Source organism: Mesorhizobium sp. LSHC420B00 (assembly GCF_000503055.1).
Classification (GTDB): Bacteria; Pseudomonadota; Alphaproteobacteria; order Rhizobiales; family Rhizobiaceae; genus Mesorhizobium.
The window spans coordinates 21101-46977 of the sequence record NZ_AYVY01000046.1; the positions used below are offsets into that span (position 1 = coordinate 21101).

Consider the following 25877-nt stretch of genomic DNA (forward strand, 5'->3'; position numbering starts at 1 on the left):
CGTCGCGGCCTGTAGCCACGCGCGCGGCAGGGCGTTTTCTAGGCCGCTCGAATGGATGGAGGCAGTCATGAAAATACACATTACCACCGCAGCGGCCGGACTCCTGCTTCTGGCCGGTGTTGCGGCCGCTGTCGCTCAAGACGTGGTCATAGAGCCTGAACAGGAAACCGTCATTAAGGAGTACGTGAAAAAGCAGCCGCTGGCATCGGTGAAACTTCCGGGCGTGGAGCTCAACATTGGCTCAACGCTGCCCGACACCGTCGAGCTTCATGAAGTTCCCAACGTTAAATACCGTTACACCGTTATCGACAACCGAACCGTAGTGGTTGACCCCGACACACACAAGATTATCAAGATCATCGAATGACAGGGAAAGTCCGCCAGGCGGCAGGCGCTGGCTCCGCGCGCTAAAAGGGGCGGCACGCTCGTGATCCACATTTCGAAGGACGCGGCGATCAAGGCTGGGGCGCCTAAGGCAAAGGCAAGGCGGCTCCGCTACCTGACGGCAATCTGGACCGAAAAGGCAAAGGCTGAAGCCGTTCGTTTCCTCGCCGCACCAATGCACAAGTTGGCTGTTCCCGATACTGATCGCTTGTATCTGGCGCGGCAGAACCTTGCCTGAAGCTATAGCCAAGGCCGATCCTAATACCGCCCGCACTAGGACGACACCTCCATAGGCGCTGGTAGGCGTGCCGCAGGCCTTCCTCGCCGCGCAGGTGCTTCACAGGGCCGATTAGGTCCGGCTTGACCCAGCCCATTTCCGTGGCCGACCGCTTCATCCTTCGGCACCATACGCCTCGCTATAAATACCTACGTATCTGAGGATCGCTTGGCAGGGACTCGAGCTTCATCGAGAATGGCACCGTTCCACCGTTGCGCGCGACGCTCACACATGGGCGTACAGATAGCATTGGGTACGGCTGTGTGTTCGCGCCGCGGTGCGTTGGATGATGTCATTGGGATTCCTGTGTGAAAAGATCCTGGTAGGATTGCCGATTGCGCATGCGCGCCCATAGTTGCGGCATGAAGGCGGAGTATGTTGAACTGGTCTTGTTGGAGCAGTCACTCGCCAATACAGGCGGTATGAATCGGCCGTTTTCCGATCGAGTGGATGACATCGCGGAGAAAACTGGCGGATCTGTCTTGTTCGACGTTCGCGTGGACGGCGATACTCGCATTCAGAGGATGGCGGCGATTGGGTATGGCGCAAACGACACCGTGGTAGCAATCGTGATGGATAAAAACGGACAACTTAGATCCGCGCCGATGGACGCAGACAACGACTTTCTGGTGGCCGAACTAACCGTGTGGAGTTCGCTGCCGATGGCCGAGCAGGCCTCTGCCAGCTACTGCGGCGCGGCCGCGAGCTTGCTTGCGAAGCTTCGTAAATCGGGCCGTTTCGACCGGTCTACCTGATCTTTCTCAAAGTCGGATGGCGGTGGGGTGATGGCGAGACACACGTAGCGCGTCGTTTGGGTCATGAGCAGTTTCACCGATCGCCTCCTTGGCTTCCCCTTGCGGCTCTGACCATACGTTCTGGTGTTTTCGGACCCAAACGACCTGCACCGCGTTGCGGCGCAGTCGAAGCAAAAGCGCCGCCCGAAGGCGGCCTTCGCTGGTTCTCTTCGATCCGCAGACCGGGCCGATGCAAACGGTCAGAGAAGGCTAACAATGTGGCGGAACAAATCATGATCATTTCTCATTGTGGTGATCATCAAGGGAGATTGGGCATGGTTGACCGGCACAACCCAAAGATCGAGGCATCGGCAAATGTCGAAAAGGACCCGGAAGATTGGGTCAGCGGAGATGACCCAATGACTCCCGCACAAGCCTCCTATTTGAAAACTCTTGCCGAACAGGCCGACGACCCTGACGCCTATGCTGATGGCCTCAGCAAGGCGGAAGCTTCTAAACGCATTGATGCACCCGGGAGAAGCTGGGCCTGTAGCGTCCGCTCGTGGCTTTTCGTCTCCAGCGAAGGACAGCCGATCGGATCGGATTGGGGACAGTGTTGCTGTAGGTGGCAATTAATTTTTCTGAATTCAGCGCGTTGCTGCTCGACTCGCGATTGAGAAGACAAACGGCGGATGGGAGCGGTTATAGGGTGCAGCAGCCCGGCATCCGCCCCTAAGCTCACAAGACCTCGCGCCCGCCGGTCCAATCCTGCTGTCTAAAAAGATCAGGACGTCCCGACGAGGGCGATGGTCAGCAGAGACACAAAAAGGACAAGAGCGATCGCAGCGCCCCAGAAGAGAACTTTTTCGGTGCCGCGTTGCTCTTCCTCGCGAGATATGTCTTTCGCCATTGGATACACCCTTTGCGATGGTCAACGACTTAGCAACGTGCCGCGCCAAGGCTGAGTTCCCGCAACTCCCGCTGCGCTGGCGCTCGGGGAGACCTATATGATCATGTCGAAATGGCGTGACCGCAGATTGGACATCAGACGGAGGAACTGTCGAACGGGTTCCATGGTGAACGCCCACTTGGCAGTGGGGATTTTGCCTTGTTGTCGTCCTTTAAAGAGCAAGCCTTTTTGCTTCTCCGGTTCATCGGCCGCCTTCTGTGCCTATTTGCGTTTCTTATCATACTGATCCAGTTGATGAGCTACCTTTTCAACGCCGAATGGTTGCCGCTTTCACTCATGGCTTTTCTGCTGCTCATTCCCCACGCCTCATGGTTGGGAGCCGACGAAACTCTCGCGCACATTCCGGCATCAATTGTCCTGCTCATAATTGGCCTCGCTGCCTGGATCGTCGGCAGGGCCTGGTCGAACAGGTCGCACTAAGCTGGTAAACTCGGCGGCCCCTAACTGCCAGCGCATCGGGCAGGCCTTTCTTTGCGAAACCACGTGCCGATTGTAGGTACCATCGGTCGGTTCTCTCTCGAGGAGAGTAGCACAGCAGCGCTTGGGACACTGATGACGAGGAGTTGTATCTCCGCTACGGCACACGGTTGGCGCTAGTCGCCATAATTGGGCCAGGATCATGACCGGAATGAGAACATTCCAATCGGGGGGTTCATGCATTCCGCCATCGACATTTCCGGCATGCCTGGGACGAGGTTGACAGCTTCATCATCCTGCCGCCATCAGGCGCACGGTCCGAAGCGGACCTGCGCGGAGTCGAGGCATTACTGAAGAGCTGTTTGCCAGAATACGATTTTTTGCCAACGGCGACATTTTGCCATTCGAGGGCGACTACCAGATGTTGCCGATCTGCGGCGCTGGTGGCGATGTGCCGGGCACGCTGCGGGTGCTCGACTACCCCGAGCATTCGGTGACGATGGGAATCGCTGCGGCGCTGAAGGGTTTCGGGCCAAGCCTGCCGGCGGCGCTGAATTAGCGTCAGGCGGTTGGTAGACGCTTTGCCGCTGCCGCTTCTAGAGTTACCCTACGGTCAGCCCCGCACCGGGCAAGCGCAACCCCCGCCCACACCCTGCCTGGTATAAAAGGCGCTAGATAGTCTCGCCGCGCTGTAGTGCAGCGGGACTTTTTATGAGTCCAGTTGGAACACCGGCCAGCAAGGAAGGTTCGGTGCACGCAGTAAGTCCTTCCCCTCATGGATATTGCTGCAGATCGGTATCCCGATCGGCCCGCGCTCCCCGCAGGGCGCGGGCTTCGGCCCGATGGCTTTGCCCATTGGCTCCGGCCGGCGGGCTTTTGTCTTGGCGGTGGAACCCCCGGTTTCGACCACGGTTGGAGCGGCGTACACTGAATTCGGGGCGAAGCATGGCTATTGAGACTCGAGAAAAGCAGGAGCGTACGTCCGACACGGCGCGGAAGCTGACCGATGCACCCAGCGCGCTGGCGAGGCTTACGCGTTGCTCCCGGCTAGGCAGCTTCGCTTGCGCCATCTTATAAGATAAGCCTAATATAATTCATGATCCGGCTATTGAGGAGGCACGGCAGCGCCCTCGGGTTGGGCGCTATCATGGCCGCAGCTTGCGCTTTCCGAGTGCCGTTGGTATCCGCACATGGTAGCTGGTATGAAAAGCAGTGCTGCCAAGATGAGCATTGTGAGCCGATCGCAGATGGCGCCGTGCGCGAAACAAGCAAGGGCTTCAAGATGCCATCCGGTGAATTGGTGCCCTACGCTGACAACAGGGTGCGTCAATCACACGACATGCGTTTCCATTGGTGCCATACCCAAAAAGCAACGGCAAACCGGCATCGTGAAGTGCAACCTGGCCCCGACAACACAATCTGCCTATACGTGCCGCCTAGGTCCTTCTAACACTCTGTCTATCATTCCAACTCTGGCCTCGTCACCGAAGATTTCTTCGACAGATTTATAGGAGCCTTCCCGCGCGTATCGGTGCGATCGTTCTAAGAGCGTGTCTCTCGGGAGATGAAACTTACTTCTCGAATTAGCTTGTTGATTATGGCCCATTGAAATTCAGCCGAGCTGTCGGCTGGAATGATAAACGAGCCGGGCCTCCCGATAACGTGCCGCTCGTAATATTCCGCGGTGGTCTCGCCATTTTCCACTTCCGCGCCTATCGGGAGACCGTTGATAACGATGGCCTTCTTCCGTCGCCTGAGATATCGATGACCCTGCGCAACGGTGAAAGTATGCCGTTCGACGGCGACTACCGGGTCGTGCCGATCTGCGGCGTTGGTGGCGATGTGCCGGGAACGCTGCGGGTGCTCGACTACCTCGACCAGTCTGTGATGATGGGCATCGCCGCCGCGCTGAAGGGTTTCAGGCTGGGCCAGCCGCCAGTTTTGAACTAATTGTTCCGTGGCTAAATAGGCCAAGCATGCCTAAGCGGGATGCGTTGGCGAGAAAGTCATATTCCGGAAACACCCCTTCAGGAAAGACTCGACCTAGCGTAGGGCCGCGTCGGACGAGCGCCTGACGGCGGCAGGACGACGAAGCTGTCGACCTCGTCGCCGGAGATGGCAATTGCGTGGAAGGCGCTGGGGCCTTCTTCAGCCGCACCCCTGGCCCTTCGCCATTCTCGTCGACGAAGCCCCTTCGAGGGAAAGGCGCGAGGCGCCGCTTCGTGGCAGGGTGCTCAGGTTGCGATACCTAACCCGATGCACTAATGCTGTAAGTGCATGCGTGGCAGCGGATACCCGCTCCGGTTGCTCCCTCCCAACTTCCTGTCCCGACGCGCCGGAACATCGAATAGGCCCAGCCGCGGCGCTCGCATTCACCAAGTGTCGTTCCTCACCGCGCTAAAGGAACGCGACGGCCTCTCCGCTCGTTGATTGCTTTTCGAATCGAACCGCCGTCATGCCGTCCACCTCGATACGCAAAACGGAATACGATCCTGACAGAAGAATCCTCTCTGTCTGGTTTGTGGCCAGCGGCAAGCGGTATGAGTTTGAGGGGGTACCGCCGGAAACCTTTGCGGCGCTCCGGGCCGCGTTCGCCAAGGGCCGCTATTTCAACGAGCACATCCGCAACAACTTCCGCTATCGTCTCGTTGCGAGCGATAGCGACCCGGGATGACCTGACCTCTCCGTGTCTCAATCGTCCTGTCGCCTCCAACCGGCGGTTGGTAGACGCTTTGCCGCTGTTGCGCTTAGGGTCGCTTACGGTCGGCGCTCATTTGGCAAAGCCCACCCCCCTCGCATCCCCGCGCCTGGTGCAAAGCGCTTGATCGGTCCCGCCGTCCTGGCAGTGCGGCGGGACTTTTTTGCGGTCCAGGTGAAGCCCCGGGGCGCGAAAAGGTCCGGTGCCCCTAGCAAATCCTTCCCCTCGTACGATATCGCAAGATCGGCCGAATCGATCCGGTCCGCGTCTCCTCCATCCAGACGCGGGAGGATCAGCGCGCGATCACGTCTGTTCCCGCTAGAGCCGATCGCGTAGCTTCGGACGCTCTGTAGCGCGTTTCAAATCAGCGGAACCAAGCTATCGCGCGCTCTCTTGTGCTAAGGCTGTAGGCGACGACGGTGATGGCGCTCACTCCTTACCTCTTTCCCCGAAATCCCAACGTCGCTGGCGCGCTGAAGGTTTCAAGGTCAGTCTGCCGCCGGAGCTTGACTAGCTGGACTATTGCGCGACCGGAAGTGGCTCGTGCTGCGGCTCAGCGTGGTGGAACACCTGTCCAAGATCGCGCGCGTCGAACGTCTGCCCGCAGACTGGGCAGTAGACAAAGTGCTTCGATTCGTCATCCACTGGCCGGTCGTGCGGCTTGCCTTGGTAGCCGGTAGCGATGTTGTCAGTTCTGATGCTCGTCATTTATCCGCAACGCAGACCGCCGCGTTTTGGTTTCCGAGCGGGATCACCTTCTGTTCGCTCTGGCTAATATAAGCCGAGTGCCTAATTCTCTAATCTGCGTAAAATTGTAAGTACCGGCCGGCTCGAGTTCATTCCGCCGATGATGCCTACCCTGGTCGCCAAGCCACCCCAGGGCGACGACTGGACTCACGAGGTCAAGTTCGACGGCTACCGCTCCCAGATCATCATCGACGCCGGCCGGGTGCGTGTCTTCACCCGTCGCGGGCTCGACTGGACGTCGAAATACCGCGACCTCGCCGCAACAGCTAAAACGCTGGACGTTGAGAACGCCATCATCGACGGCGAAATCATCGTTCTCAACGACAAGGGCCTGTCCGACTTTGCCGAGCTGCGAAAAGCGATCACGCGACGCCAGCACGATCTCTATTTCGTCGCCTTCGATCTGCTGCACCTCAACGGCCACGATCTGCGCGACATGGCGATGGAGCAGCGCCGCGAGATCCTGGAGGGCATCATCCCGTTAGACATCCGCATCCAGTTTAGCCAGGCGCTGCCGGGCGAGGCGNGGCCCGACCACAAACTGGCTGAAAACCAAATGCTACACGGTGGGCGAATTCGAGTTGCTCGGTGTCGAGTGGGGGCAAGGCAAGCCGGCTTTCGCCTTGATGGCGGAGCCCGGCACGCGGAAATATGCCGGCAGCGCTTTCGTCAGCGTCAATCGCGAGATGCGGGAACGGCTATGGAAGCGGGTGCAGGAGCATGCCGGCCCGCCGCCGAAGGACATGCCCAAACGGCCGGCGACGCAATGGGTCAAGCCAGGGATTAAGGCGCGCATCAAGTACCTGAGAGGAAGACCTGCGGCATGCCTCGCTGCAGGATTTCTGGGACGAGGGTTAGTGCGGGTCTCCGAACCAATGCCTTTTGCGCATCGCCAACGCTTCTTTGAACGCGCGCGCCGCTCCGTCGCATGCCGCCTTCGAAGGACCATTGCACTTGAGAATGATCTCAGCCGTCCTCACAGTTAAGCCGTGCCTTTCGGCGAACTCTGCGGCGCTATAAGGATCGTCTCCAAGCGCGGATCTCGCTTTCGCCATTATGTGGCTTTCCTGAACAACTGAAGAAGTGTCGCCTCGTCGGTGCAGCCGTTGCCGAAGAGCGAAATGAGCGTCGCTGCCAGTCCATCTACTTCCGGGGATGATGGATCGAGCTTTCGCTCGCTGCAAACCTGATCGAAGACCCGCTGACAAATTGCGAGATCGTTCGGATAGAAACCATGGCCCCGAAGGGCGCCCCAGCATCTGACTCACTCCCTCCCAAAGGAGCCGCGAGTTAGAAACAAATTCAACTACCGCTCGTAAGGGGAGTCAACGACACCGGAAGGAGTGTTAAAAACATACAATCTGAGCATCTCGTCAGTTGTCTTTTCGGGGAGCTTAGTATACCAGTAGTTACCGTCACCAACGGGGGCGGTGTCCCTATGGTTGACGAAAATGAGCATGATAAGGCTACGGCGGTCGGTGCGGTCGTGAAGCACCTAATGCAACAAACCGGCATTTCCGAACCACAAGCCAAAGACCTTGTAAACCTGATAGGAAACAATTGGTCATCGCTTCTACGTGAAGCCCGCTTTCTGCGTGGAACCCGCTAATCGCGCGTAAGCCGTTCGACTGTCTCAATGATCGCCTTTACAAGTGCCTCGCCCTCATGCACCGGCAACGGGCCATAGAGGAGGTTGACCGCCTCCTCGCTAGGCAGAACGCCGGCGGGGCAGGTTAGCTCAATCGCCATGCGAACGAGCTGCAGGCCAGTTCTTTCCCCATATTTGTAGTTCTCATCCATCGCCAGGATACTGGCGCTGGGCTGGCGATCGTCAAGACGGCGCCATTTCGACTGGATGTTCGAGCTGCCCGAAACCACAGGACCTAAGTCTGACCGCGTTGGGTAATGGTCCTGCGCACAATAGCGCCTGGAACTTGCACGGTGGGTTGAAGTTGATAACGTCGTCATGCGTATCCTAGTCCCTTCATGCGCTGATAGGGTCCCCTCCCACTGCTCGCACAGTGGCGAGCGGACCCTCGATCGCGCCCGCCTTCAGGAAGCCGCCAAGACCCTGCGACCCCGAACGAAATAAGAACAAAAAAGGTCAAGAGCGCCTTGACCGGAGAGGAATTTGTTCCTTATTTCTGTTTCAATCTGAAGCGGGAAGGAATGGTCGCGAAGTGCCAAAAGCGCTGGTCGGCGAGGCTATGGCAAAAACAGCGGAGGACAATTTCCGGATCGAGGTTTGGGACCGCGAGGAGAAGGCGCTCGTTGAGACGATAAGTCGATCGCCGGATTCGAGCGTCAGCCAGGCCCGCCTGGCAGGCAGCTATCAGGCGCCGGCCGGGGATGCTGCTGATCCACTACAACAGCCGGCATGTGATGGAGAAGATCGTTACACCGGGCGAGCCCACGGTACCGCCGCATACCATCGTTGCGGGTAGCGTGCACGCTGGCCTCGACGTATCGCTTGGCGATCTGCGCGAATGGCACACGCTGCGCGCCTGGGGCAAAAACTGCTCACATCATGCCGAGGTGAAGGCCGCTGGCCTGGTCCGGCGCTATGGCAAAGATGCGCTGTTCAGCACGGTCGAAAGGGCCCTGTTCTGTACGAGCTGTGACAGAGGCGGCCCGGTCAGGTTGGAGATCCACAAGCTGCCGAGGAACTGAAGCGCTCGCCTAGCGGGGAAGGTGGCCGGCGCCGCTTGGGGGGCGTTGGGGTAGTTTGCCTGAATAGGCGCCGGCCGGGCGGGTTGGGGTCCGCCGCGGTGGATAGTACCGAACTTGGTGATTCAGATAATTCCGCGATCACGGAAGACGGCCTACGCGCACCCGTCGGTTTCGCTTTCCTCGTCAACCGTCTTCACTGTGTTAAGGCCCGCTATTCCAAACATTACTTGATCAGTGAGGAAGCGCTCGTCTGGCTGGGAGAACGGACGGCACTGCACAAGTGCGCTGAACAGATCTGCCGTGGAGCATCTGGCGCGCATGAAGGAAGCCGCAGGTGCCTAGCACGCGAGGGGGAAGTCGCGCGGTCGTCTATGATCTTAACTGCGCAACGACCACGCCGCGGGGCGCCCGGGTTGCGAGTTTGCCGGAGCTTGCGCAACGAGCAGTATACCAGTTGCTGCTTCTGACCTGCGAAGGGATCGCTGCATCGTGGGCTCGGAGGGAGAAAGCAAACGAACTTGGAACTGGGCTGCCTGAGTGTAACGATTAAGTATCGATAAGAGGTTCATTATCGATAGTGAAAAGCACGTTGGAGAAAATCCCCTACAAGTCAACTTAAATGCCGGTTAGCTTGACTAGCTCGAATCAGCTAGTCTGAAAACAATGGCTTATGCGATTCGAGACTTGCCCCTGGGAGACCCTGTTCGAGCCCGTTGCACGCACTACCGCGGCTTTGGCGCGGCTCGACGAGCGGCTGGCCCGCTCACCGGTCCGCGACGGCTTTGTCGAGCGCCAGCATTTTGCCGACGCGGCCTCTGCCCTTTGGCTGGAGGGCGAGCTCGTCCATCTCGAGGACTTGGTCCTGCACGACGCCCATATGGACATCCGCACACCGACCCACGAGCTCACCCGCGCACATGCGGTGCCGCGGACACGCCGGCGCATTTTTGCGCAGAAGCCGGACTGGGCGCTCAGCCGCGACGGTTTTTTGGCGCTGGCCGGCCGCGGCGGCGCGACGCCGGCATCGGGGCCAAGAAGCCGGGAAGGGGAGGTCGCCGGCCCCGTTAAAGCCGACGGTCAGGATGATGGAGAGGATGATCTTCTAGCCGAGGAATTCGCCGAGATCGATGCTGTCCTAGCGCGCTCGTCGAAGATTCTGAGCGACGCCGACGTGCCTGGTCGAAAGGAGGAAACGTCACGACGTGACCGGCCGGAGCCGCAAAACGGCCTGATCTACGATCTCGACTGGAATGAGGAAGAACGGCTGGCCGAATGGCAGGACGTGATCGCCAGGACGCGCGATCTGCCGGTCGTCCTGCGCGGCGCGGTCCTGCTCGAAGCCTGGTCGGACATCGAGGTGCTGCAGCATGTCGCCTGGCTCGGGCCACTGCTGGTTGCCGCGCTGCTGCGGCAGGAAGGTCTTGCCGCCAACCATCTCGCCTGCCTGCATCTCGGTGCCAAAAACATTCCACGGGAGCGGCGGCGGGCGCGCAATCGGTCCGACCGGTTGCTGGCCTGCCTAGATGCCCTCCATGACGCCGCGCTGGCCGGGCTGAAGGAACGCGACCGGCTGGTGCTGGCGAAAAGCCAGATGGAGCGAAAACTCCGCGACCGCCGCGCCAGTTCCAAACTGTCCGACGTGGTTGGACTCGTGCTGTCGCGGCCACTCGTCTCAACCGGCATGATGGAGCGGCTAAAAGTGACAAAACAGGGGGCTCAATCTGGTCGGCGAGCTAGGGCTGCGTGAGATGACGGGGAGGGGAAGGTTTCGGGCATGGGGAATCGTTTAGTCCGCAGCCATTCGCTACTAACTTTACGAAATTATCTAACTTGACGAACTTGCGCGCTGTAACCATATTGACAGCAGGAGGTTCTCATCATGGCCGCGCCAAAACGCAGCAATCATAGCGGGACCGCATCGCATGCGGGAGTCGCCGCCCTGAGTTTCACGACAAAGCTGCCGGCACAGGCGGCCTTCAAGAAGGTAGTGCTCGAACGCTATCAGGAAGCGATCGCACGCAGCCGCAAGATCGGCCACCGCGTATCGTTTCGGGTAGAGGTCGATGCGGCGGCTGATGCGCAGACGATCACGCCGGTCGAAGAGCAACCGATCGCTTCAGACGACATCTTTCCCGTCGAGGACACGGGCATGCCCGACGCCGATCTCGAGGCGGCTCTTGCCGGAGCGCGCGCGCGTGGCCGCAAGCGTGTCGCCGAAATTGTCGCCGGCGAGGACATGCTGAGCGCGGATGCCTTTGCCAAGCTGCTCGGCACGTCGCGGGTGACGGTCAACGCCAGGCGGCAAAGCGGTCAAGTGCTCGGGATCGATGGCGCCAAACGCGGTTTCCGCTTTCCTGTCTGGCAACTCGACGAGGACGGTCGTCCCTTCGGCGCATTGCCGGCGCTGCATGCCATGTTTGGCAACAGTGCCTGGGCCGTCTATCGGTTTCTGGTGTCGCGCCATGGCGCCCTCGATGGGCGGACGGGCCTTCGAGCCCTTCAACAAGGCGATGACGCCTCGGTTTTAGCCGCGGCAGAAGGCATGGCCAGGGGCGATTTCGACTGAATGCCCGGCGTTCCACCTCCACCCGATTTCGCGCGCGCAAAGCTCGAAATCGAGACCATACCGCGGGGTCGGACGTTCGGTCGGATCTACTGGAGCACCTATCCTGATCCATTGGGGTACGGGAAGTCGCCGAGCCGGTTCAGCGATCCTCGACGCCGTCTTGACGCCAACCGGTTTGGCGTTCTTTACCTCGGTGACTCCCTGAAGGTGTGCTTCCTAGAGACCGTGCTCCGCGACCGCCGCGAAGGAATCCTTGACGATCTTCCAATAGAGCAGGTGGAGCTGACCCGACGGCGCTATGCGGAGATCGCGACCACGACAGACCTACGCCTGGTCGATCTCGGAGGCGACAATGCCGTTCGGATGGGTGTGCCGACCGATGTCGTCCGGGCACAGCGCCAGAACCTGGCACGCCGGTGGTCACTGGCGTTTCACCAGCACCCATCCGAGCCCGACGGGATCATTTATCCCTCGCGCCTCAATGAGGCGACCAATCTTGCCATTTACGATCGCGCGGTGCCGAAGCTTCAGGCGAAGCGTGTTACGAACCTTCTCGGCGCGCGAGGGCTGGCTCAGGTTCTGCAGGATTTCAGGGTGGGGTTGGTGTGAACGACCGGTGTGGGCCGATTTCAGACCGTCCGGTTTAGGGGCGGATTCAAGGTTAGCTGCCATTCAACTCCCGGACCTCATCACGGTCGAAACGGCGTGGGCTTCTGTTCGTTTGATATCATTGTCCTTGAAGGCTCCTCTGTTGGCTTGGCAGCTCTCCATGCGTCGACCACCGACGATCGCCACCGGGACCAGCGCTTTCTCTCCCAGTTACCCAGAGTGCTAACAATATCAGCGGATTTCAGTTCACGCTTCTCTTCCATGAGGACTCCCCTGCTCCTTGGTGGCAATTGATGTAGCGGCCTAGCCGCTTCTCACCTGCCGTTGCAGAGGAAGATTGCCATCTGATAAGGCCAATCTAATAATGATTGTGTTGAGTGCGTTTCGCTGATTAGCTGCCTTGCGTAACACCGGGACAAAATTGGCAAATGTTGTCCGGGGAGGACCGCGATGCCGGTGCTTGAGGTTCGTCACGTTTCCAAGAACTTTGGGGCGATCCAGGCCCTGACCGACGTCAGCTTCCAGGTGGAGCGGGGTGAAGTCGTGGGTCTGATGGGGGACAACGGCGCCGGCAAGTCGACGATAGTCAAGACAGTGGCCGGGAATTTTCCGCCGAACGACGGCGAAATTGTCGTGGACGGCGAGGTTTGTCACTTTCATAAACCCGTTCAGGCCCGTGCCAAGGGAATTGAAGTCGTCTATCAGGACCTGGCGCTCGCGGATAATCTGACGGCCGCGCAAAATGTCTTTCTTGGCCGCGAGATGAAGAAGGGCTTCTGGCCGATCAGAGTGCTCGACAAGCAGGCGATGATCGACCGCTCGGCTGCGCTGTTCAGGGAACTCAAATCGGAAACCCGGCCGCGCGACCTCGTCAGGAAGATGTCGGGTGGGCAGCGCCAGGCGGTAGCCATCGCGCGGACGCGGCTTTCAAACGCCAAGCTGGTGTTGATGGACGAGCCGACGGCCGCCATCTCGGTACGCCAGGTGGCAGAGGTGCTCGAATTGATCCGGCGCCTCAAAGCGCAAGGTGTCGGCGTCATGTTGATCAGCCACCGCATGCCTGACGTTTTCGCCGTTGCAGATCGTATCATTGTGCTCAGGCGAGGTTCGAAGGTTGCCGACAAGGATGTCGACAATACGTCGCCCGAGGAAATCACCGGACTGATAACGGGGGCCATCCGTGGCGAATAGTGGTCGGGAGTCGGTTAGTGTTAGGGAGTCGGCCCTGGAAACCGGCCGACCGGCCATGTCGGACTTTGTCCCGACCAAGGAAAAGACGGCGCTTCAACATGTATTTTCAAGTCAGCCGTTCTGGGTGACGATCGCGCTCATTGCCCTCGTCACCTTGATGGCGGCTATGGAGCCGAGCTTCGGCACCTCCGAAAACGCCGCCAACGTCACGCGCAACTTCGCACCTTTCGGCATCATGGCGCTCGGCATGACGGTGGTGATCATCACCGGTGGCATCGATCTGTCGGTGGGCTCGATTATGGGCCTGGTGGTCATCGTCGCCGGCCTGTTCCTGACCTGGCACTATCCCTGGTACATCGCATTCGCCGTCGGCCTTTTCTCCGGTATGGCGTGCGGCGCGGTCAACGGATTCTTCGTCGCCTATATCGGAATGCCGTCCTTTGTGGTCACCCTCGGCATGCTGTCCGCGGCGCGTTCGCTGGCGGTCGTATTCTCCGCCAACCAGATGCTCTACCAATTCGGGCCCGATGCCCCGATCGTAAAGGCGATCGGTCAGGCGAAATGGCCGCTGCATGGGCCGCAGAATTGGGCACCGCACTGGATACCAGAACTGTCGTCGCAGTTCTGGACCATGGTGATTCTGGCCCTGATCGTCGGTTTCGTCTTCAATTTCACGGCCTGGGCCCGCCATCTCTTCGCTATCGGCGGCAATGAGGAGGCGGCACGGCTCACCGGCGTCCCGGTCGACTGGATCAAATTCGAGGCCTATGTCTTCTCGGCGTTCACCGCTTCGGTCGCCTCGCTCTTGCTCCTCGGCTACAACGGCTCGGCCATCAATGCCATGGGCCAAGGCTACGAGCTGCGCGTGATCGCCGCGACGGTCATCGGAGGGGCCAGCCTTATGGGCGGAGCCGGCACGGCCTTCGGCGCGATCATCGGTTCGGCGTTCCTCGAGGTCATCCGGAATGCGCTGCTGATGGCCGGCATCGATTCGAATTGGCAAGGCGCCTTCGTCGGCGCCTTCATCGTTCTCGCGGTTCTTTTGGGCATGCAAACCGGCGGCAAATCGATTCTCGCCGCTTGGCTGGCAGTCTTGATGCCCAAAAAAAGCCGCTAGAAACCCCGCCGGCGGGAGGCCTGCGGGGCATTCCACCTAGGAGGAGAACGTCAAAATGAAAAGAAAACTGCTGATGGCGGCCGTGGCGCTTTGCGCAATGGTGCTCGCCGTTTCCGGCGCCCAGGCGAAATATACCTTCGCCCTGGTACCAAAGAACATGAACAATCCTTTCTTCGACCAGGCCCGCGACGGGTGCAAGAAGGCCGAAGCCGAATCGAAGGGCGCCTTGGAATGCATGTATATCGGCCCCGGCGAGCATGGAGGCGGCGACGAGCAGGTGCAGATCGTGCAGGATCTCGTGGCCAAGAAGGTGGACGGCATAGCCGTGTCACCATCGAACGCCGCGGCGATGGCGGTTGCGCTGCAGGCCGCCAAGGAAGCTGGCATCCCGGTCCTCACCTGGGACTCCGACCTGCTGCCCGAGAACAAGGAGCTTCGCGTCGCTTACATCGGCACCCACAATTATGAGATCGGCGTGAACCTTGCCAAGCTTGCCATGCAGGTCAAGCCTAAAGGCGGCACGATCTGCATCCAGTCGGGCGGCGCGGCGGCGGCCAACCACAATGAACGCATGCAGGGCATTCGCGATACGCTTTCGGGCACCAAATCGGCGGCCTCGCCCGGGGACCGGCTGACGGGCCAGAATGGCTGGACCGAAATCGAAGGCTGTCCGCTCTACACCAACGATGACTTCCCGCTTTCGGTGCAGCAGTTTGAGGACATCATGGCGAAAAATCCGAACCTTGATGCATTTATTCCAACGGGTGGCTTCCCGCAGTTCATTCCTGATGCCAACCGCGCCGCGGTCGCACCGTACAAGGACAAGATTGCCTCGAAAGCGCTGGCCCTTGTCGTCGCCGACACGCTTCCCGTGCAGATCGACCAGATGAAGGAAGGGCTCTCGCTTGGCCAGGTCGGCCAACGGCCGTTCGAAATGGGCTACAAGACGATGATGGCACTGAAGGATATGAAGGACGGCAAGGCGCCCCCGGCTGACCCGACCTACACAGGCCTCGACGTCTGCACGCCGCAGACGGCCGATACCTGCGTCGCCAAATAATGCTTTAGGGCGGGAGGAAACTCCCGCCCTTTCCTTGGAGCGAGTTGCGATTAGACTGCAGCATTGTCGTCTTATCGCGCTCCAGGGATTTCAATGTCGGAAATGTTCTCGCTCAAGGGCCGGGTCGCTTTGGTGACGGGTGCTTCGCGTGGCCTTGGCTTTGCCATGGCCAAGGCGCTTGCGGAAAACGGCGCAACGGTAATTGTCAATGCGCGCAACATGGACACCCTCTCCGCGGCAGCGGAAAAAATTGGGGCCGAAGCCCTGCCGTTCGATGTCGCGGACGCGGCGACCTCAAGGGCGGCGCTTGAGGGGATTGTCGAACGCCACGGCCGCCTCGATATCCTGGTCAACAACGCCGGCATCCAGCATCGCAGCCCGTTGGTCGAATGGGAGGACGAGGACTTCGACCGCGTGATTGCGGTCAATCTTTCGGCCTGCTTCCGGATGATGCGCGAGGCGGTGCGCCTGATGCTGCCGAACAAATTCGGGCGCATCATAAACACTGGATCGGTTGCAGCGATCCTTGGCCGCCCCACCATTCACGCCTATGTGGCGGCGAAGGCGGGGTTGCATGGACTGACACGCTCGACTGCCGCCGAGATGGGCCGTCACGGCATCACCATCAACGCGATCGCCCCCGGCTATTTCGCCACCGAGCTCAACACCGCGCTCATCAACGACGAGGCCTTTACCAAATGGGTCGAGGCGCGAACCCCTGCTGGCCGCTGGGCTCAACCTGAGGAACTCAGCGGAGCCGTGGTGTTTCTCGCATCCGACGCTGCCGCCTACGTCAACGGACATGTTTTGGCGGTCGACGGGGGTCTATCGGTCTCCCTCTGACCCTGCGAACTTCGTTTACCAGAATGGCAACCAGGCAACAAACCATTGATCTCTATTGTGAAAGCATTGGGGCCGGACGCGCCCGAACCCCTGCGTTTCGACCCATTGTGTTGCGCGACGGACTGCAGCGGAGGGCAGCTTTCAGGCACGGCCGATCGCAATCTGAACGTCGCGAACGGGGCGCAAAGCGGACTATTTCGCCGAACCATGATTCCCTTCGCATAAGCCACCGAAATGGATGGCCAGGCTAGCAAGAGATACTTCTCCTAACCTATCAAGCAGCATTCTTTCCGCGCGTTCCATCGCCTCCGAGAGTGCCGCATTGACGGCCCGCTCTACTGCGCAGACCGGATTCGGATTGTCGATCCCGATCACAAATAGGTTCGGACCGCCGACCGCTTTTTGGATGTCGAGAAGAGTGGTTTTTTCGAGATCACAGGCGATGGTCCAGCCGCCGCCTGGCCCCGTGACCGACGTAACATATCCGGCATCGCGGAGGCCCGCCATGGTCCGGCGGACCACGACAGGGTTTGTCTTGAGCATCTCGCCGATCTGCTCGGACGTGAACGGCTTGGCCTGCCGGGCCATGTGAAGCAGGACATGCAGCATTCGTGAAAGACGGCTGTCGTTTCGCATGACTATGCGGCCCGCCGAGCAGCTATATGCTGCTCGAGCAAGTATAGCGTCACGACCGGACCGACATTCGTACCCGCAGCCGACGCGTGGGCGAGATGTGCCAACGGATCACTGGCGTTGCCGATGGCGAATACGCCCGGCCGACTGGTCCTGCCGTGTTTGTCGGCTTTGGCAAGCCCGATCTCGTCGACCTCGCAAAGTGATGCTGCCAAGTCAGATGCCGCCGTCATAGGTGCGGCGATCCATGCGGCATCGCATTCGACTTCTGCTCCGCTCGCCGTTTCAATGGCCACTAGCCTGACCGCGCGATGGAGCAGCCCGGTCACCGTTCCGGGTACGACCTTGATGTCCAGAAGCCGGAGCCGTTCGCTGTCAGTTTCGTTGAACACGTGATCCGTGACCACTGTCACATCTTGGGACCACATCCAAACCCAGGAGGCCATTTGCGCGAGCCGTTCGGGCAACCCGAATACCACAAAGCGCTTCCCCCGCACTTCGTGCCCATCGAAACAGGGGCAAACGCGAACATCGCGGCCCCATGCTTCCGGAAGTCCCGATAATGGCGGAAGGACATCTTTCAGTCCCGTGGCCAGCACGACCGTTCTGGCGGTAATTGCCCCGTCCCCGTATTCAATGTCAAACACGCCGTCGGACCTCGGAACGACAGAACACACTGATGCCTGCCTGATTTCGACGCCGTACTGCAGGACCTCATCGCGCGCTCGCTTCAGGTATTCATCCGTCGACCGACCGTCGAATCCCAGATGCTCTCGAATTTCTTCCACCGCGTGGATGCGAGATTTGCCGCCGTCGAAGACAACGGTCGATCGTCCCGCCCGCCCCAGGAACAGAGCGGCACTGAGACCTGCGGGTCCCGCACCAACGACGACGGCGTCAATAATTGGTTCCATAAAGTCACCTGCCAATCGGGCCAGCGGCGGCCCGTCCCGCGGTGCAATATAGCGATCTTGATTTCTCGATACAACAAATGTTACGAATTATGTTGCGACGCAGGCTTAATCGCGGTGCCGTACTCAACCTGGCGGGCGGGAGAATATCTCACTTCCCAAGCCCCGAAACGATGCCCTTATGTCAGCGGCCAAAAGCTCGGGCTGCTCCAAGGCTGCGAAATGCCCACCCTTCGGCATTTCAGTCCAACGGCGAACGTTGAAACTGCGCTCGACCCAGGACCGGGGCGGTGCCGGCAACTCCTTCGGGAATTGCGCGAAGCACATCGGTACGGATATCGACGTCACTTCAGGATATGCAAAAGGCTGGAGCCTGTTCTCCTTGTACATTCGTAGCGACGACGCAATCGTGTTTCCGAACCAATAAATCGACACGTTGGTCAGCAGGGTTTCCGCCGATATTACCTTTGTAAGATCGCCGCCGGAGTCCGACCAGCTCGCGAATTTCTCGGTCATCCATGCCAACAGACCGATCGGGCTGTCTGACAGTGCATAGGCCAGGGTTTGAGGCTTCGTGGACTGGAGAAGAGAGTAAGCCCCTTCTTCGGCCGCGAACTTCGCCGCTCTGTCGAGGAAAGCTTGCTCCTCGAGGCTGACGGCCGCGTAGTCGTTTCCAAGGGGAGGCCGGAAGCTGCCGGGAATATAGTTGAGGTGCATGCCGACGACGGACTCGGGATATTTGGCACCCAGCCATGAAGATACGCCTGCGCCGATATCGCCGCCTTGGGCGAGGTATCTGGGATAGCCCAGTCGGTGCATGAGCGTATTCCAGATATCTGCGGTACGTCGCGCACCAAACCCCTGTTCCTGCGGAGCCGACGAGAATCCGTAGCCGGGCAACGAAGGAATGACGACATCGAACGCGTCATCCGGATTGCGGCCATGAGCGCCTGGATCGGTCAGAAGCGGGATGGTTGATACGAACTCGAGGAACGAGCCAGGCCAACCATGGGTCAACAGGAGTGGCCTGGAATTGGAACCGACACCCTTCTTGTGAATGAAGTGAATGTCGAGGCCACCGATGTTCGTCGTGAAGTGAGGCAGTTCATTCAGCAGCGCCTCCACCGCCCGCCAATCGAAATCGTTGCGCCAAATCCGTGCGAGCTCTTGGACCAGCGGCAAGCTCGTCCCGTCTTCATCATCGGGTTGAAATATCCCTTCGGGCAAACGGGTGTTTCGAAGTCGCTGCGTCAGGTCCTCGATCTGCGCATCAGGGATGTCGATGGTGAACGATTGCATTCTGCGACCTCGGTTGATTGGAGAGGATCAGCGATGGGTACGAACATGATCAATCAACACTCTGAGCTTCAGAGGTTGGCGGTGCCGCTTCGGATAGTACAGGTAAAAGCCATCGAACGGTGGGCAGAAGTCTTCCAGCAACGGCACGAGCTTGCCATTTGTCAGGTATGGCTGGAACGTCTCGACCATGCCGAAGGTGATGCCCGCTCCCGCGCAGGCCGTCCGGATCATCAAACCCAGATCGTAGGTCGACAATGCGGGGTCGACCGCGACATCGAAGTCGCGGCCGTTCTCGGTGAATTCCCCGCGGTAAGGAGCGGCATCCGGCCTCGGCCGCCAACCAATGCAGACATGGCCTGTTAAGTCCTGTGAATGCAGGGGAGCGGCTCGCGTGGCCAGATATTTTGGCGAAGCGACCGCGCAATGCCGCTGGGCGGACGACACGGGCACCGCCAGCATGTCCTGTTCCAGGACTTCTCCAAGCCGGACCCCGGCATCGAAGCGGGCCTCGACGATATCGAACTCTGCGTCCGTCATCGTGATGTCGAGATGCAGATCGGGATAGGCTTCCATGAAGCTCGCCAGCAGCGGGCCTGATATGAACCGTTCTGCGATCGTCGACACCGCCATCTTCAGTAGGCCAGACGGCCGTATGCTGACCACTCAGCTCTATTTCCCCGATCATCCGCGTAACAGGAGCGATCGCCTGTTCGATCCCCGGCTCGTCCTGCATATGGGGAGCGATCGCGGCCTCCGTATCGGGCGCTTCGACTTCGTCGTATAGGGATGGACCGAACGGCGTCGCGCGGCGCAATGTCGCGCGTTCTTATTTGGCGGATACGGGACGGTAGTCGCACTCTGAGGTCGGCGAGAAGACTCGGACCGGTGGGCTGCCAGCCGAGATGCTCACATGTCCATGTGCTGGACGCCGGCATATCGAGCCCGGCGAACATCGCCAGCCAGCCGAAGTGGTCCGTCGCCGCCTCCTGCGGCAGCGACACGACCGGCACACCGAGTCCTGCGCCGATAACTTCGGCAATTTCACGCATCGGCACACCTTCCTCGGCAACCGCGTGATAGCGCGCGCCAGCTTCGTGTTCGGCCACGTCACTGATGTGCGCTGCCGGCCAGCGGTTAGCGCCAACGCCATCGACGACATCCGCGGGGAACTGCGCGGCCGACCCTATGACCTGGTCGCGGTCGCCGGCGGTTTTCGGCATCTGACGCGGCCGGCCTATGCCGACGCCATCCGCACCGCTGTCGGCGCCAGCGAGCGCACGATAGACCTCTCGCAGTCGGAGGTGCTCGTCCTGATGACGATCGCTTACTTCCAGCCGATCACGCGGGCGGAGCTGTCCTCCTTCCTTGGCAAGGAAATCAGCCGCGACCTGATCGGCTACCTGCGCGGTGCCGGCGTGATCGCCTCCGGGCCGCGCAGCCCGACGCCAGGTGCGCCCTACACCTATGTCACCACCAAGGCGTTCCTGCTGCAGTTCGGGTTCGTCACACTGCGCGATCTTCCCGACATCGAAGCGCTCGAGGACGCAGGTCTGCTCTCGAAAGAAAAGCTGCTGGCGGGCGACATCATGCCGGCCTTCTCCAGCGACGCGGAAGAGGATGTTGGCCAGACCAGTGATGAACAGGACGCCGCTGTCGAATTCACACCTGTCGATAGCGACACAACCCGAGGCAGCTGCTCGGGCGCCTAGCAGGCTGTTGAAAAAGTGGCTCGCAGCGAGGTTGTGAGCGTGATTCAGTGTCTCCGGAGAGATTCGGAGAACGAGGCATGCGCGGCGGAGACGAACGGTCTGGCGAACTGTTCAGTTATGTTGATCTCGAGGCTCGGGTGCGGCGCGATCATCCATTGCGCCGCATCGGGCGATTGTGAATGAGGCGCGGCGGCGTTAGAGGGGGATTTGGCGGCGCTGTATTCGCCGATGGGGCGGCCTTCGATCCCCAACCGAAATCAGCCCTTGATGCTGGCCGTTACCTCGTCATAGGCCTTGCAGGCCTCGCCCAGTGTCGTGCCGAAGCCGAGCGTCCATAGCCGCCGATTGCGGCAAAACGCAACGCGAGAACTGCATAAAGCTTGTGTAACGCGGCTGCGACATCGCGGCGGCCCGGATTTGAGGCCGCCGGCGTCAACTGCGGCAAAAACTCAGCTGCGAGGCTGCAGCAGCGCCAGCACAGCCGTCGTGGCGGCAAGGACGGCGGTAAGCGTCAAGGGCGCCGTGGCCCCATATGTGTCCACGACATAGCCACCGACAACCGCGCCGACAGTAATGGCCACCTGGAAAGAGACGACCATCAGGCTGCCCGCCGCTTCCAGCGCATCAGGTGCCGCACGGGACAGATTGGTCGGCAGCACCACCGGCCCCATGCCGAAGGCGAAGCCCCAAAGCGTAACGAACCCGAAGGCAACGCCAATGTGCGCCCCCAAAAGCACCAATGCCAGCGCCGCAAACGCCATCAGCGCGGCGGTGACCACGAGAGCCATGCGGATATTGGCATCGGCCATGCGGCCGCCGGCAATATTGCCGATCACAGCGGCGCTGCCAAATCCGAGCAACGCCAAGGCAATTGGCCCGGTGCCAAGGAGCGTCACCTGTTCGAGGAACGGGCGCACATAGACAGAGCCGGCAAAATGCCCCGTCATCAGCAAAACAATGGCAAGCATGCCGAGTTGAATGCCACGCCGCCGTGTCAGCCGAAACACGTCGGCAAGACTGTTGCTTGCTGCCGCAGGCAAGGTCGGCAGGCTAAGCAACTGCAGCAGCATGGCAATCACGGCCAGCCCCGCTGTCATGGCCATGGCGCTGCGCCATCCCAGCCAGTCGCTTATCAATGCACCCATCGACGGCGCGGCAATGGTGGCGAGTGAGACGCCGAGGGTAACGATAGCCATGCCCCGACCCGTCGCATTGGCGCCAACCAGCCTCGCTACGACGGCAACCGAAAGTGCCCAGAAAGCGCTAAGCGCGATCCCCAGCCCGGCCCGGCCCAACAACAACAGCCAGAAATTGGGCGCCAACGCCGCAAGAATATTGGACGCGACCGCCAAGGCCATGAGGCCAACCAGCACCGTCTTGCGGTTCAACCGGCCGATGAGAACATTGCTCAACATGGCCGTCACGGCGCCGACGGAAGCGGTGGCGGTGACGACCTGGCCGGCCGTTCCCTCGCTGATGCCGAGGTCGCGCGCCATCGGCGTCAACAGACCTGCCGGAAGGAATTCGGCTGACACCAGGGCAAAGCTGGTGGCCGCCAATGAAATGACCGCGAACCAGGTGGCCACGCTCCATGTGGCTGGCGCATCGGCATCAAGGCCAATCGCGGCCTCTTCAAGCTGTAATGTTGTGTCAGTCACGGGAAGATCTCCAAAGTTTAGAGGTCTTCATAGACGAGTCCGCCCGGATGATATGTGTCTCAGAATCCGAAATTCATATCTATTCGTCCGGGAATTGTGCGGCGCACAACACCCGGCGAGACATTGGTGATGCGCTTGAATGCTCGCGCGAAGGATGCTTCCGAATCGTAGCCCAAACGGGTAGCGACTTCGGCAACCGACAAGCCGTTTTGGCCCAGCAACTCGCGGGCAAGCTGCATGCGCAGGCGGGCGAGATAATGTGCAGCACCCTCCCCCAGGACAGCGCTGAAGCGCTCGGCGAAAATCGATCGCGATTGGCCTGCCACGCTAGCGAGGCTTCCCAGCGTCCAGTTGTGGCCGGGATCTCGGTGCATGGCTGCCAGAGCCCGGCCAATATGGGGGTCGCGGATGGCTGCGAGCCAACCGGTGGTCGAGGCTCCGTTGCAATTGACCCAGCAGCGGATGAGCCTGGCTGTCAGCAAATCCGCCATACGCGACAAGATGGTGGCGCTGCCCATCTGCGGTTGCGCGGCCTCCACCGTCATAGCCGCCAGCAAAGGACCTACGACAGGGTCATTGCCAGCCACGTCGCAACCCTTGATGACAGACGGCATCAACGTGATCAATGGGTTGAGCGCACAAGAGCCCAAGGCCATGGAGCCGCAGAAAAGGGTGCTTGTGGCGCCCGTTCCTTCCCGCACCACTTCGCATACGTTGCCCCCCAACTTGATCACCTGGCAACCCTCAAGCGAGTCGCCTACCACGTCCGGCGCACTCGCCAGCCGGTGGCCGATGCCTTGCGGCAGCAGCACCAGATCGCCATCGCGCAACTCCTGCCAGCCTTGGCTGTCGGTATGAATCCAGCATGGACCCTGGCCGACAAAATGAAACCGAAGCAGCTTTTGTTGCGGAAATTCTATGCTCCATGGATGTCGGAGTTCGCAGCGGCCATAGTTGACACCAGTCAAGCGAAAGTCTTGCAGAACTTCGCTGAGCGCATCCATCGGGATATTTGGCAGCGAAGACGGTCGAGACGAATGGTCAAGCATTTGGCAGATATAAATGCCGAACGTCCGGCAAGCAAGTGGGGACCGTCGTTTCACCAGAGGAATCGCTGCAACGGCACGTACCCTTCCTGGCAGGCTTCTCGCCCTTGCCTCCCGCTCCCAGTGCATGCAAGGAGTGCTGCAAGACACTGGGACAAGAGGCATGGCGGCGGAAGCATCGGGTAGCGATCTCGTTCAGGTGGTGGCGCTGCTTGCCGCAGGGGTCGTCGCCGTTCCGATCTTCAGAACGCATGGGACTGGGCTCGATCCTGGGCTACCTCGTCGCCGGCGTCGTCATCGGCCCGTTCGGATTTCGTATTTTTTCCGAGTCGGAAGTAGTTAATAACCGTCCTCCGGTAATCTTGGTTTAATTATATGGCGTGCTGCACCAAACCAGTCCAGCGCCCATGGCGAATAGCACAAGGGCGAGCGGGCCCTTCGAAGACGGCTTAGTTTGAGAAGCAACTAATTGCGACGGCACGCTAGGCACTGGCTGTCGCTTCGACGAAACAACCTTTGAATAAGAAAGTCCGGTGCCCGGGATGCTCGCACTGAGGCGCTTTTTGCCTGTTGTGCTAACTGTATATCCAAGCCCTTTCGGTCCAACCCGCACACTGGCACTTTTCGCGTTGAGATTTATCCGGACTCCCGGCGCATCCTTACAGATTGGGGTAACCTCGACATTGACGCTGGTAATGGCTTGCGAGTGAAGGGGCTGATTGGCCCAACGGGCGATGGAGACTACCAACGGGTAGTCTTCAACCGGCACCTCATGGATCTTGATCGATGTCCCCGTACGATCCAACAGCAGAAGCAAAGGAGTCATCCCCCCGTCCGATTTGCTCGCGACGGCGGCAACTCGCTGAACATCCGCATGGCTGTTAACGCGAACATTGAAGAGTATTCGGCCTCCAGATTTATCGGCGCAGTCGCCTGCTACGGAATCGAAGCTGGCCGCCGGAAAGTCTGCAGCTTGGACAATCATCTCGATCAAAACCGTCTCAAGTTGTGGCGTGCTACCATCCAGCAACGTAGTCGGGAGACTCCCGCATAAATCAAGCAGGCGTCGTGGCGTATCCCCGGAGATCATCGGCACAGGCGGTCGGGAATGAGTTTTCGTGTGATTACGGGCAGCATTCGAAGCAGGCGAGATTCTAGAGCTTGTCTCGGACCCTGAACTCACTCTGGTGTTGGCGTAGGCCCGGCAAGAAGCTCGCCCCTTGTTCGGCCCCGCCGCAACAGAGCTTCTGCCGGAAATCCCTGCGGAGCACGTTCGCCGCGCAATGTGCGATGCATTTCCTTCACTGCTACGCCCTCAAACTCGTACCGCTTACCGCCGGCGACGAACCACACCGAGAGGGTCCTTCTATCCAGATCATATTCCATCTTGCGGATCGATGTGGAGGGCATGACGGCGGCTCGATTCGAAAAGCAATCAACGAGCGGAGAGGCCGTCGCGTTCCTTGTGACTGCGGTGGTGCGCTGAGGCACAAGGCGCAATGCGGAGCGCCAGCCGCCGCGATCAGCGCCTCGTCGAGAACCACTTCAGCTTCGCCGAGCGCTGGTAGCTTCATCTGCTTGCCGTTCTTACTTGCCAGGAACGACATGCAGCGGTCGCAGTATGCCATGCGCGGCACTTCAATATGTCGCCGTATGTCGCCGCGTCCGATGGCCAGGAAGCGGGCCAGTGCCAGTTGGACTTTGTAATGGAGCGGCGCAGCGGCGAGCGTCCACGGGCCGTTTTCCTTGCGCCGGTCTTCCGCGATCTTGGCCTTTCCCACGCATCGCTGCAGGATTTTCGCGAGGTGAATTGAGGGCCGCTGCGTCGCTGATCCTCTGGGAATGTCAAGGGCCGTTCGGCGGGCTTTGCTCCGGAACAATGTCTTCTTCCGAAAGTTTTTCCTTAAGTAGCAAAGGAGATTCGAAATGTCAGAAAGTCGGGAATGGTTTGTCCAATGGCTTAGAGACGCTCATGCCATGGAAGAGCAGGCAGAAACGATGTTGAACGGGCAGTTGAGTCGTATCGAGAATTATCCCGAACTGAGCGACCGAATCCGACAGCACCTCGACGAGACCAAGCAGCAGGCTGCCCGGCTGAAGACTTGTCTCGATCAGATGGACGAGGGTTCATCCACGATGAAGGATGCTGGCGGCAAGCTGACGGCGATGGCGCAATCGCTGAGCGGCGTCTTCGCCGGAGACGAGGTGATGAAAGGATCGCTGGCGAGCTACACGTTCGAGCACATGGAAATCGCCTCCTACACGATCCTGATTGCCGCTGCTCGATCGCTCGGCGAAACCGAGGTTCTTCGGGCTTGCGAAGAGAACCTGCGAGAGG

The 25877-nt window shown here is 59.9% G+C and carries 27 protein-coding genes and 8 pseudogenes; 25 read left to right on the forward strand and 10 right to left on the reverse strand.

Features of this window, described 5'->3' with window-relative positions:
- The first annotated feature begins 67 nt into the window (after positions 1–67).
- From X760_RS71655 to X760_RS78580, 4 genes and pseudogenes are all read left to right on the forward strand, one after another.
- On the forward strand, positions 68–367 hold the full coding sequence (locus X760_RS71655; protein WP_031195273.1) for a DUF1236 domain-containing protein: 300 nt from the start codon (positions 68–70) through the stop codon (positions 365–367).
- 60 nt (positions 368–427) lie between these two features.
- Entirely contained in the window at positions 428–622 is a 195-nt protein-coding gene (locus X760_RS77555; protein WP_023722791.1) for a hypothetical protein, read from the forward strand.
- Positions 623–1002: 380 nt separating this feature from the next.
- The gene (locus tag X760_RS71665) at positions 1003–1416 is read left to right on the forward strand and encodes a hypothetical protein (RefSeq protein ID WP_245278779.1); all 414 of its coding nucleotides are present in this window, start codon (positions 1003–1005) and stop codon (positions 1414–1416) included.
- Between the two features lie 314 nt (positions 1417–1730).
- Positions 1731–1925, forward strand: a pseudogene (locus X760_RS78580) (DUF3072 domain-containing protein); the annotation flags it as partial.
- 254 nt (positions 1926–2179) lie between these two features.
- Here X760_RS78580 and X760_RS78980 read toward each other — a convergent pair.
- Entirely contained in the window at positions 2180–2305 is a 126-nt protein-coding gene (locus X760_RS78980) for a hypothetical protein (RefSeq protein WP_023722793.1), read from the reverse strand.
- An 874-nt stretch (positions 2306–3179) separates the two neighbouring features.
- Between X760_RS78980 and X760_RS78585 the strand changes: the two genes are divergently transcribed.
- From X760_RS78585 to X760_RS71695, 5 genes and pseudogenes are all read left to right on the forward strand, one after another.
- Positions 3180–3341 (forward strand): hypothetical protein, encoded by a 162-nt coding sequence (locus X760_RS78585; RefSeq protein ID WP_023722795.1) that lies wholly within the window; start codon positions 3180–3182, stop codon positions 3339–3341.
- 1205 nt (positions 3342–4546) lie between these two features.
- On the forward strand, positions 4547–4732 hold the full coding sequence (locus X760_RS78590) for a hypothetical protein (RefSeq protein WP_036245881.1): 186 nt from the start codon (positions 4547–4549) through the stop codon (positions 4730–4732).
- 505 nt (positions 4733–5237) lie between these two features.
- Positions 5238–5456, forward strand: a complete 219-nt coding sequence (locus X760_RS71685) for a KTSC domain-containing protein (RefSeq protein ID WP_023722798.1) — start codon at positions 5238–5240, stop codon at positions 5454–5456.
- A gap of 567 nt (positions 5457–6023) precedes the next feature.
- Positions 6024–6260, forward strand: coding sequence for a hypothetical protein (locus X760_RS76905; RefSeq protein WP_156948333.1), 237 nt, complete (start codon positions 6024–6026; stop codon positions 6258–6260).
- A 70-nt stretch (positions 6261–6330) separates the two neighbouring features.
- Positions 6331–7085, forward strand: a pseudogene (locus X760_RS71695) (ATP-dependent DNA ligase).
- Positions 7086–7832: 747 nt separating this feature from the next.
- Here X760_RS71695 and X760_RS0140250 read toward each other — a convergent pair.
- The gene (locus tag X760_RS0140250; protein WP_245278778.1) at positions 7833–7976 is read right to left on the reverse strand and encodes a hypothetical protein; all 144 of its coding nucleotides are present in this window, start codon (positions 7974–7976) and stop codon (positions 7833–7835) included.
- A 600-nt stretch (positions 7977–8576) separates the two neighbouring features.
- Between X760_RS0140250 and X760_RS71710 the strand changes: the two genes are divergently transcribed.
- The 9 genes and pseudogenes from X760_RS71710 to X760_RS71745 all read left to right on the forward strand — a co-directional run bounded on the left by X760_RS71710 (position 8577) and on the right by X760_RS71745 (position 16283).
- Complete coding sequence (locus tag X760_RS71710) at positions 8577–8897, forward strand: hypothetical protein (protein WP_023722804.1); 321 nt, start codon at positions 8577–8579, stop codon at positions 8895–8897.
- A 194-nt stretch (positions 8898–9091) separates the two neighbouring features.
- Positions 9092–9239: pseudogene (locus X760_RS78595) on the forward strand (nucleotidyltransferase); the annotation flags it as partial.
- A 328-nt stretch (positions 9240–9567) separates the two neighbouring features.
- Positions 9568–10644, forward strand: a complete 1077-nt coding sequence (locus tag X760_RS71715) for an RHE_PE00001 family protein (protein WP_023722806.1) — start codon at positions 9568–9570, stop codon at positions 10642–10644.
- Positions 10645–10776: 132 nt separating this feature from the next.
- Complete coding sequence (locus X760_RS71720; RefSeq protein ID WP_023722807.1) at positions 10777–11463, forward strand: hypothetical protein; 687 nt, start codon at positions 10777–10779, stop codon at positions 11461–11463.
- The gene (locus X760_RS71725; protein WP_023722808.1) at positions 11464–12072 is read left to right on the forward strand and encodes an RES family NAD+ phosphorylase; all 609 of its coding nucleotides are present in this window, start codon (positions 11464–11466) and stop codon (positions 12070–12072) included.
- A gap of 450 nt (positions 12073–12522) precedes the next feature.
- Positions 12523–13263 carry an ATP-binding cassette domain-containing protein gene (locus X760_RS71730; protein ID WP_023722809.1) on the forward strand — a complete coding sequence of 247 codons (741 nt, stop codon included), beginning with the start codon at positions 12523–12525 and terminating at the stop codon, positions 13261–13263.
- Positions 13264–13318: 55 nt separating this feature from the next.
- Positions 13319–14380, forward strand: coding sequence for an ABC transporter permease (locus X760_RS71735; RefSeq protein ID WP_023722810.1), 1062 nt, complete (start codon positions 13319–13321; stop codon positions 14378–14380).
- Between the two features lie 55 nt (positions 14381–14435).
- The gene (locus tag X760_RS71740) at positions 14436–15440 is read left to right on the forward strand and encodes a sugar-binding protein (RefSeq protein ID WP_023722811.1); all 1005 of its coding nucleotides are present in this window, start codon (positions 14436–14438) and stop codon (positions 15438–15440) included.
- Positions 15441–15533: 93 nt separating this feature from the next.
- Positions 15534–16283 (forward strand): SDR family oxidoreductase, encoded by a 750-nt coding sequence (locus X760_RS71745; protein ID WP_023722812.1) that lies wholly within the window; start codon positions 15534–15536, stop codon positions 16281–16283.
- Between the two features lie 192 nt (positions 16284–16475).
- Here X760_RS71745 and X760_RS71750 read toward each other — a convergent pair whose 3' ends face one another.
- From X760_RS71750 to X760_RS71765, 4 genes and pseudogenes are all read right to left on the reverse strand, one after another.
- Positions 16476–16919, reverse strand: a complete 444-nt coding sequence (locus X760_RS71750; protein ID WP_031195276.1) for an Rrf2 family transcriptional regulator — start codon at positions 16917–16919, stop codon at positions 16476–16478.
- Between the two features lie 2 nt (positions 16920–16921).
- Complete coding sequence (locus X760_RS71755; protein WP_023722814.1) at positions 16922–17830, reverse strand: NAD(P)/FAD-dependent oxidoreductase; 909 nt, start codon at positions 17828–17830, stop codon at positions 16922–16924.
- Between the two features lie 123 nt (positions 17831–17953).
- Positions 17954–19126 (reverse strand): epoxide hydrolase family protein, encoded by a 1173-nt coding sequence (locus tag X760_RS71760; RefSeq protein ID WP_023722815.1) that lies wholly within the window; start codon positions 19124–19126, stop codon positions 17954–17956.
- 27 nt (positions 19127–19153) lie between these two features.
- A pseudogene (locus X760_RS71765) lies at positions 19154–19777 on the reverse strand (LysR substrate-binding domain-containing protein); the annotation flags it as partial.
- Here X760_RS71765 and X760_RS75810 point away from each other — a divergent pair.
- A complete protein-coding gene (locus X760_RS75810) occupies positions 19698–19910 on the forward strand; it encodes a hypothetical protein (protein WP_023722817.1) in 213 nt (70 codons plus the stop codon). The pseudogene X760_RS71765 and the gene X760_RS75810 overlap by 80 nt on opposite strands.
- Positions 19911–19989: 79 nt before the next feature.
- On the opposite strand, the pseudogene X760_RS78600 reads toward X760_RS75810, so the two are convergent.
- Positions 19990–20226, reverse strand: a pseudogene (locus tag X760_RS78600) (NAD-dependent dehydratase); the annotation flags it as partial.
- On the opposite strand from X760_RS78600, the gene X760_RS0140260 reads away from it, so the two are divergent.
- Complete coding sequence (locus X760_RS0140260) at positions 20221–20835, forward strand: SMC-Scp complex subunit ScpB (RefSeq protein ID WP_051409782.1); 615 nt, start codon at positions 20221–20223, stop codon at positions 20833–20835. The pseudogene X760_RS78600 and the gene X760_RS0140260 sit on opposite strands and share 6 nt — an antisense overlap.
- Before the next feature lie 77 nt (positions 20836–20912).
- A pseudogene (locus tag X760_RS78605) lies at positions 20913–21090 on the forward strand (IS5/IS1182 family transposase); the annotation flags it as partial.
- Positions 21091–21284: 194 nt separating this feature from the next.
- On the opposite strand, the gene X760_RS71770 reads toward X760_RS78605, so the two are convergent.
- Positions 21285–22493, reverse strand: coding sequence for an MFS transporter (locus X760_RS71770; RefSeq protein ID WP_031195279.1), 1209 nt, complete (start codon positions 22491–22493; stop codon positions 21285–21287).
- 59 nt (positions 22494–22552) lie between these two features.
- Positions 22553–23542, reverse strand: a complete 990-nt coding sequence (locus X760_RS71775) for an AraC family transcriptional regulator (RefSeq protein WP_031195281.1) — start codon at positions 23540–23542, stop codon at positions 22553–22555.
- Between the two features lie 160 nt (positions 23543–23702).
- Between X760_RS71775 and X760_RS78610 the strand changes: the two are divergent.
- A pseudogene (locus X760_RS78610) lies at positions 23703–23880 on the forward strand (potassium transporter); the annotation flags it as partial.
- A gap of 26 nt (positions 23881–23906) precedes the next feature.
- Here X760_RS78610 and X760_RS76915 read toward each other — a convergent pair.
- Complete coding sequence (locus X760_RS76915; protein ID WP_245278780.1) at positions 23907–24524, reverse strand: DUF4236 domain-containing protein; 618 nt, start codon at positions 24522–24524, stop codon at positions 23907–23909.
- A gap of 139 nt (positions 24525–24663) precedes the next feature.
- Here X760_RS76915 and X760_RS79270 point away from each other — a divergent pair.
- The 3 genes and pseudogenes from X760_RS79270 to X760_RS71780 all read left to right on the forward strand — a co-directional run.
- Positions 24664–24849 (forward strand): annotated as a pseudogene (locus tag X760_RS79270) (adenylyltransferase); the annotation flags it as partial.
- Positions 24850–25182: 333 nt separating this feature from the next.
- Positions 25183–25353 carry a hypothetical protein gene (locus X760_RS76925; protein WP_023722822.1) on the forward strand — a complete coding sequence of 57 codons (171 nt, stop codon included), beginning with the start codon at positions 25183–25185 and terminating at the stop codon, positions 25351–25353.
- 112 nt (positions 25354–25465) lie between these two features.
- Positions 25466–25877, forward strand: a 412-nt coding sequence (locus tag X760_RS71780; protein ID WP_031195283.1) for a DUF892 family protein, incomplete at its 3' end; no start/stop codon positions are given.

Excerpts from the sequence above, each read along its gene's own strand:
- X760_RS76925 (WP_023722822.1), top strand. The coding sequence starts at position 25,183 with ATGTCGCCGTATGTCGCCGCGTCCGATGGCCAGGAAGCGGGCCAGTGC.
- X760_RS71775 (WP_031195281.1), bottom strand. The coding sequence starts at position 23,542 with ATGCTTGACCATTCGTCTCGACCGTCTTCGCTGCCAAATATCCCGATG.
- X760_RS71720 (WP_023722807.1), top strand. The coding sequence starts at position 10,777 with ATGGCCGCGCCAAAACGCAGCAATCATAGCGGGACCGCATCGCATGCG.
- X760_RS71655 (WP_031195273.1), top strand. The coding sequence starts at position 68 with ATGAAAATACACATTACCACCGCAGCGGCCGGACTCCTGCTTCTGGCC.
- X760_RS71685 (WP_023722798.1), top strand. The coding sequence starts at position 5,238 with ATGCCGTCCACCTCGATACGCAAAACGGAATACGATCCTGACAGAAGA.
- X760_RS71735 (WP_023722810.1), top strand. The coding sequence starts at position 13,319 with ATGTCGGACTTTGTCCCGACCAAGGAAAAGACGGCGCTTCAACATGTA.
- X760_RS71665 (WP_245278779.1), top strand. The coding sequence starts at position 1,003 with ATGCGCGCCCATAGTTGCGGCATGAAGGCGGAGTATGTTGAACTGGTC.
- X760_RS71730 (WP_023722809.1), top strand. The coding sequence starts at position 12,523 with ATGCCGGTGCTTGAGGTTCGTCACGTTTCCAAGAACTTTGGGGCGATC.
- X760_RS71745 (WP_023722812.1), top strand. The coding sequence starts at position 15,534 with ATGTCGGAAATGTTCTCGCTCAAGGGCCGGGTCGCTTTGGTGACGGGT.
- X760_RS75810 (WP_023722817.1), top strand. The coding sequence starts at position 19,698 with ATGAAGCTCGCCAGCAGCGGGCCTGATATGAACCGTTCTGCGATCGTC.
- X760_RS71750 (WP_031195276.1), bottom strand. The coding sequence starts at position 16,919 with ATGCGAAACGACAGCCGTCTTTCACGAATGCTGCATGTCCTGCTTCAC.
- X760_RS71710 (WP_023722804.1), top strand. The coding sequence starts at position 8,577 with ATGCTGCTGATCCACTACAACAGCCGGCATGTGATGGAGAAGATCGTT.
- X760_RS76915 (WP_245278780.1), bottom strand. The coding sequence starts at position 24,524 with ATGATTGTCCAAGCTGCAGACTTTCCGGCGGCCAGCTTCGATTCCGTA.
- X760_RS71740 (WP_023722811.1), top strand. The coding sequence starts at position 14,436 with ATGAAAAGAAAACTGCTGATGGCGGCCGTGGCGCTTTGCGCAATGGTG.
- X760_RS71715 (WP_023722806.1), top strand. The coding sequence starts at position 9,568 with ATGCGATTCGAGACTTGCCCCTGGGAGACCCTGTTCGAGCCCGTTGCA.
- X760_RS0140250 (WP_245278778.1), bottom strand. The coding sequence starts at position 7,976 with ATGGCGATTGAGCTAACCTGCCCCGCCGGCGTTCTGCCTAGCGAGGAG.
- X760_RS78590 (WP_036245881.1), top strand. The coding sequence starts at position 4,547 with ATGACCCTGCGCAACGGTGAAAGTATGCCGTTCGACGGCGACTACCGG.
- X760_RS71755 (WP_023722814.1), bottom strand. The coding sequence starts at position 17,830 with ATGGAACCAATTATTGACGCCGTCGTCGTTGGTGCGGGACCCGCAGGT.
- X760_RS71725 (WP_023722808.1), top strand. The coding sequence starts at position 11,464 with ATGCCCGGCGTTCCACCTCCACCCGATTTCGCGCGCGCAAAGCTCGAA.
- X760_RS71760 (WP_023722815.1), bottom strand. The coding sequence starts at position 19,126 with ATGCAATCGTTCACCATCGACATCCCTGATGCGCAGATCGAGGACCTG.
- X760_RS78980 (WP_023722793.1), bottom strand. The coding sequence starts at position 2,305 with ATGGCGAAAGACATATCTCGCGAGGAAGAGCAACGCGGCACCGAAAAA.